At 48.2% G+C, this 4,637-nt stretch carries 8 protein-coding genes; 5 read left to right on the forward strand and 3 right to left on the reverse strand.

Annotated elements, in window-relative coordinates; translation table 11 throughout:
• The 3 genes from H511_RS22940 to H511_RS0108980 all read left to right on the forward strand — a co-directional run.
• Window positions 1–229, forward strand: a 229-nt coding sequence (locus H511_RS22940; RefSeq protein ID WP_036759303.1) for a hypothetical protein, incomplete at its 5' end; no start/stop codon positions are given.
• On the forward strand, window positions 226–447 hold the full coding sequence (locus tag H511_RS0108975; RefSeq protein ID WP_027252003.1) for a hypothetical protein: 222 nt from the start codon (window positions 226–228) through the stop codon (window positions 445–447). The genes H511_RS22940 and H511_RS0108975, both read left to right, overlap by 4 nt.
• The gene (locus tag H511_RS0108980; protein ID WP_155804842.1) at window positions 434–673 is read left to right on the forward strand and encodes a hypothetical protein; all 240 of its coding nucleotides are present in this window, start codon (window positions 434–436) and stop codon (window positions 671–673) included. Before H511_RS0108975 ends, H511_RS0108980 begins: the two co-directional genes overlap by 14 nt.
• Window positions 674–1,055: 382 nt before the next feature.
• Here H511_RS0108980 and H511_RS0108985 read toward each other — a convergent pair whose 3' ends face one another.
• The 3 genes from H511_RS0108985 to H511_RS0108995 are packed head-to-tail and all read right to left on the reverse strand — an operon-like array spanning window position 1,056 to window position 2,669.
• A complete protein-coding gene (locus tag H511_RS0108985) occupies window positions 1,056–1,517 on the reverse strand; it encodes a hypothetical protein (protein ID WP_027252005.1) in 462 nt (153 codons plus the stop codon).
• Entirely contained in the window at window positions 1,504–1,878 is a 375-nt protein-coding gene (locus H511_RS0108990) for a hypothetical protein (protein ID WP_027252006.1), read from the reverse strand. Before H511_RS0108990 ends, H511_RS0108985 begins: the two co-directional genes overlap by 14 nt.
• A gap of 53 nt (window positions 1,879–1,931) precedes the next feature.
• Window positions 1,932–2,669 carry a helix-turn-helix domain-containing protein gene (locus H511_RS0108995; protein ID WP_155804843.1) on the reverse strand — a complete coding sequence of 246 codons (738 nt, stop codon included), beginning with the start codon at window positions 2,667–2,669 and terminating at the stop codon, window positions 1,932–1,934.
• Window positions 2,670–3,276: 607 nt separating this feature from the next.
• On the opposite strand from H511_RS0108995, the gene H511_RS0109005 reads away from it, so the two are divergent.
• The gene (locus tag H511_RS0109005) at window positions 3,277–3,942 is read left to right on the forward strand and encodes a hypothetical protein (RefSeq protein ID WP_027252008.1); all 666 of its coding nucleotides are present in this window, start codon (window positions 3,277–3,279) and stop codon (window positions 3,940–3,942) included.
• A gap of 70 nt (window positions 3,943–4,012) precedes the next feature.
• A complete protein-coding gene (locus H511_RS0109010) occupies window positions 4,013–4,510 on the forward strand; it encodes a hypothetical protein (RefSeq protein WP_027252009.1) in 498 nt (165 codons plus the stop codon).
• Window positions 4,511–4,637: the final 127 nt, after the last annotated feature.

Here is a 4,637-nt window from a genome sequence, read left to right on the forward strand (position 1 = left end):
AGCCTGCAGGAACATGGATGCAGAGGTTATAGTGGCCCGCGTTCGCCGGTACTATGGCGAGGACTATGGCCAAGGGATGTTGGGGTATTTGAAGAAGCATAGCGAGAATGGGTTTCAGCCGTTCTTCCCTGGCGTCACACCACAGCAGGCCGCTGATGATCTGGATATCAGCGAAAACGACGCTAATCACCTCTTTGCGTTTCTGAGGCTGGCAGGGGAAATCATATGATCACCTGGGAAGGCAAGCGCGACTGGGTGGTGATGGATGGGCGTGCGATGATCGACATTGATCGCGCTGCAGTCCTGGGCGTGATGTTTGGCCAGACGCAAAGACAGGCCGAGCGGTATTTCGCGGTTGACTACAATTGGACGGATGCCGTTCTGTGCGTCAAAAAACCAGATGGCCACCTTGAGCCGGTAAAGTGGAACAACGATGAAGCAGAGTGAAGCAAGGGCAATGGCGAGGCGCATGACGGCGTGGAGTTGGTGGCTGATGCTGGTCGTGTGTTTGATGTCGATTATCCTGCCAGACATGCCAGTGACCATTGGCCCTTTCATGAGCCTGTACTTGATCACTGGATCAAACATTGCGCTGAGGCGTGATCTGCCGCCGGATGAATCGTTGTGGATGATCACGATCTGGCCATGGCGCTTAAAGCGGCGCAAGAACTAAAAAACCCCCATACGAAAATGGCGTATGAGGGTTCGTTAGGGCTTTCGCACTGGATTGGGCAAACTGTCTGGGGAACCCGCACCGGCGCTACAGCCAGAGATCACTGATGGACGCAACCCTAAGAGCATCTGGATTGCTGGTTGCCATTGGCAACGTCAGAATACAATAAATGATCTGTTAGCTAATAGCTATAAGTGAATATCACATTTCTGCCAGAAAAAAACCCAGCAGGATGACTGTCTGGGTTGAATCAATAGAATTCGAAATTTTATACAGGTTATCTGGCGATAGTAGCGCAGCGCTAAAATTAGGTCAAAAAAAAGCCGGAGGATTCACCACCGGCGCAAAGTTGCGTTGACTCAAGGTTGCTAAGATCGAATCCCTACTGTACCGCAGAAATCCGATGTTGGTTTTCTTTACACACACGTAATTCATTGTCCATAAATTCCCAGGTGCGGATGATTTGCCACTCAGACCGGCCACGCCATTTTAGACGCGCCAGAGTGTCTGGCATCCACTCAGCGGCAAGTTTGCCACGTTCGATATCAGTCAGACCGTTTATGGCCACCATGAGCCGCTTGTGACGTCTGCGTAGTTCTAATGGATTCATGGACAGGGATAAGCTGCGTAAGATGTGGGGGGGTTCATGCTCAAGGATGTACATTCCCCTACCGTAGTAGCAGCACACCGCCAGCCAGCTGTTAATAATGAATCCGAACACATTCACGATGGCCAGCATCGAATTAACATGGAGGTTAAGAAAAAAGCCGACCAGATTAAACGCCGCCCCGGACGCATTGGCCCACAGCGCGAACCGATGGAAATACCGCTCAAGCTTCAACATTTGTTGCCCCCTCGCGCTGGTATCGCATACGGTAGGCTTTGTTGATCGCGGTCTGCATTTGTCCGACGTTGCCATAAACCAGCGCGGTGCCAATCTCATCAATTTCACGGGCGCTGAAACTGTCATCGTCCAGCATGTCGTTTAATTGCTTCTGCAGTCGCTGGAATTTATTGCTGCGGGCAATCAGGAGAGGGATAAACGCGTTTTTGATGAAGTAGACTGGGTAGGACTCATTGTCACGCAATCGCGTAATGTCAGATGACAGCGAAACGACGGCTGACCATAGAAAGTTGTAGGCAAGAAACCAGTATAGCGCGCTATCCGTTACAGCCAGGTAGCTGTAGTAGGCGGCGTTCCCCATGAAAACGACGCCCAATAGGTGAAACAGCCCTCTAGCGATGTGATACCTCAAAATCAATTCCCTCTGTTGAATAGTTTCTGTTTCAGATTGCTCAAAAACCCCTGTCGTTGCTGTCGAGCAACCAGATCAGCTTTTGGTGGTGGGGATTCTACAACATCACTGGCCAAATATGACCGCCCGTTCCGCACAATGTGAGTCTGTTTAGTCTCAATTTTCGCCTGTTCAGCCTCTGCGGCCTGCCGTTCTGCCAACGCTTTACGGGCTGCGCCTTGGCTCCCCTCCCCTGCCGGTCGCTGTGTCAGTGCTTTTTTGCCTTTGAGCGCAGCAAAAAGAGTCTCACGCATGGCCAGGCACCCGACTTTAAAGCCATCCTGATAGGCTTTGGCTTCCTCGACGATCTCAGCGACGCGCGGCACTGGCGTGTTGTTTGAAGGATCAGGAATACGATCAGTATTCCTTGTTAGTCGGCAAATTAGACCGGCAAGTTTTTCGAAACACAGCGAATAGACGCTAGAGGCATTGAAACGCTGCTGCGAGGCTATCACGCCGTCGCGCTCCAGTTCGCGGAGGTAGTTGCGCAAGGTGCGTTCACTGATACCGGCCATAGCGGCAAGTCGTCCCTGGGACGGGTGACAGGTCCGTGTTTTCATGTTGAGGTGATGCGCCATAGCGATCAGCAGGTCGAGTATGCGCGACGATTTTGTGCTGCGTGTCGCCTTTTGGCACTCGTTGAGATAACAGATCAACTGCTTGTGATGTCTGAGCGAAGGTAAGGTAAATGCCTGATTCACAGCGATTCACCCCCATTACAGGAAGCTACGACGCTGTTTAATATGGCGATTTTCGAGCTATCAGACCAAATAATGGTTGAGAAAGTGGTCAGTTTTGCTACTATTGTCAGTGAAGACATACGCCTCCCCTGATATTTTTTGTTTGAAATATCATATGGACTCTAGGGTTGTAAGTCCTCACCGTCACGGACAGTGTTGGTAGCACTGCCAAATCCCTCGAAAAGGCACCCCTGCAAGGGTGCCTTTTTGTCATTCTGGACGGCGGGAAGTCATTAATAAATAGTCATTTTTTTGTCGCAAAAAGATCCCGTCAGCACTTTTTTGCGATCCTTTCTGGATCATTGATCAATATGATCATTCTGTCAATTGGTAAGTTAATAGCTAAGTGCCCGATCACAGATCTGCCCTCAACGTCAGTTTTAGAGCAATTTTTGATCTATACACACATATATATGACAAATTAACCGCCTCTTAGGGTTACGCTACTGGCAAACGGTTGTTAATATTTGATCAATAAAACAATAAAAAAAGGCTGACCAACCAGTCAGTTAGCAAACAACAATTCAGTGCGGATATTTTCCAGTTACAGCAAGATCGGAGTAAGAAAATGGAACGAGCGAAAGTTTTCAAGGAATTGCGGGAGTTTATTGAAGAAGGGATGACAGATGTGTACGTTACATTTGAAGAAAAGGTAGCCGCCTCTGATGACCGCGAGGAATGGGCAAAGCTATGGATACTCAGAGGGTCTGCGCTCGGTGCCGTTCATAAAGGCGCACTGGCATTGTTGATCAGGCTGGTTATGGAAGATGTGGTAAGAGAATTCAGATTACCCACAAAGGGGTTGCTCGCTCTGATAAAAGAAACCGTTGGTATTGTTCATGGGGCTAAGGGTTTATATGCCATGGTGAAAGAAATCCGTGAAGATATCAGAGCGAAGGGCGGAAGAATGCAGAAGCAGAGCCACGCCGGTGCGAGGAAAAACGTAGAAATAGCCCTCGAATCAGCCACGCTAAAAGAAGCGCTGGACGTATACTATGAGGCACGGGAATATATACCAACCTATATGGCCATGAGTGAAGAACTCCCAGTTATAAGCAATATAATTCATAGAGATAAGTTTAGAAGAATTGAAAAGCCGTCAAATACTGAGCGACTAAAAAATAAAAACCAGAACCTGAGAAATAAGGTAAAAAGGGCACAAGTAAAAAAGCAGTCAGTGACAGCTGAGCAAGGACGCACCACAAAGCAGCAGTCACAAGCAGCGTTTTGCTGAGTGTGGAAAGATTCAACAGAGGCTAATTTATTGCGCATAATCTGATCTGTGAATCAGGGAGGATTTGCGAATGTTAGAATCTGTATTAGGGATGTACTCAGTGCCTGCGGGGCCATTGTGGCGAACGCTGTCATCGGGTTTGTTGACGGCAGAGTCACTAAAGACGGCTGGTGTGGTTGGGGAACGCGCCAGTGTCTTAGGCTGGAATGTCATCAAGTTACAGGCCGGTGACAAGAAAGCTGGCACCCAGGTAGCACGGGTACTTGTGGAACAAAAGTTCCACGCAAATGATATTTTAGTCGTCATTAAGTGTTTATTAGCTGACCGTAATTGCCCTGCCTGTCATGGCACTGGGAAAGTATGGTCGCCGCGTGGTCATCGTTTTAAAAAATGCGACCGCTGTCAGGGTGAAGGGCACCGCCCTATTCCACTGGAACAAATGATTAAAAACCATAATGCGAATAAGGCCAAATGCGAAGCCGCCATTACATTGTGTTTAATGGCGCAGGCAGACAGTGAAAAGGCAATAAAGGTATTTTTGAAAAAAGAGAAATTGGCAAGTGTGTAAACCTTGCATTAAAAAATATCTGCGATTAAATTTGTAGTGTGAGCATTTTTTACTCATATCTTCATTTCCGGTTGTAGTGTAAATATCCTTATTCAACAAGGTCCAGCTTAGGCTGGGCCTTTTTTTT

Origin of the sequence: Photobacterium halotolerans DSM 18316, assembly GCF_000425165.1 — a bacterium.
GTDB classification, from domain to species: Bacteria; Pseudomonadota; Gammaproteobacteria; order Enterobacterales; family Vibrionaceae; genus Photobacterium; species Photobacterium halotolerans.

What these genes read in the sequence shown, in the direction of transcription:
- H511_RS0108990 (WP_027252006.1), bottom strand. Translation starts at nt 1,878, where the DNA reads ATGGGGAACGCCGCCTACTACAGCTACCTGGCTGTAACGGATAGCGCG.
- H511_RS0109005 (WP_027252008.1), top strand. Translation starts at nt 3,277, where the DNA reads ATGGAACGAGCGAAAGTTTTCAAGGAATTGCGGGAGTTTATTGAAGAA.
- H511_RS0108975 (WP_027252003.1), top strand. Translation starts at nt 226, where the DNA reads ATGATCACCTGGGAAGGCAAGCGCGACTGGGTGGTGATGGATGGGCGT.
- H511_RS0108980 (WP_155804842.1), top strand. Translation starts at nt 434, where the DNA reads ATGAAGCAGAGTGAAGCAAGGGCAATGGCGAGGCGCATGACGGCGTGG.
- H511_RS0108985 (WP_027252005.1), bottom strand. Translation starts at nt 1,517, where the DNA reads ATGTTGAAGCTTGAGCGGTATTTCCATCGGTTCGCGCTGTGGGCCAAT.
- H511_RS0109010 (WP_027252009.1), top strand. Translation starts at nt 4,013, where the DNA reads ATGTTAGAATCTGTATTAGGGATGTACTCAGTGCCTGCGGGGCCATTG.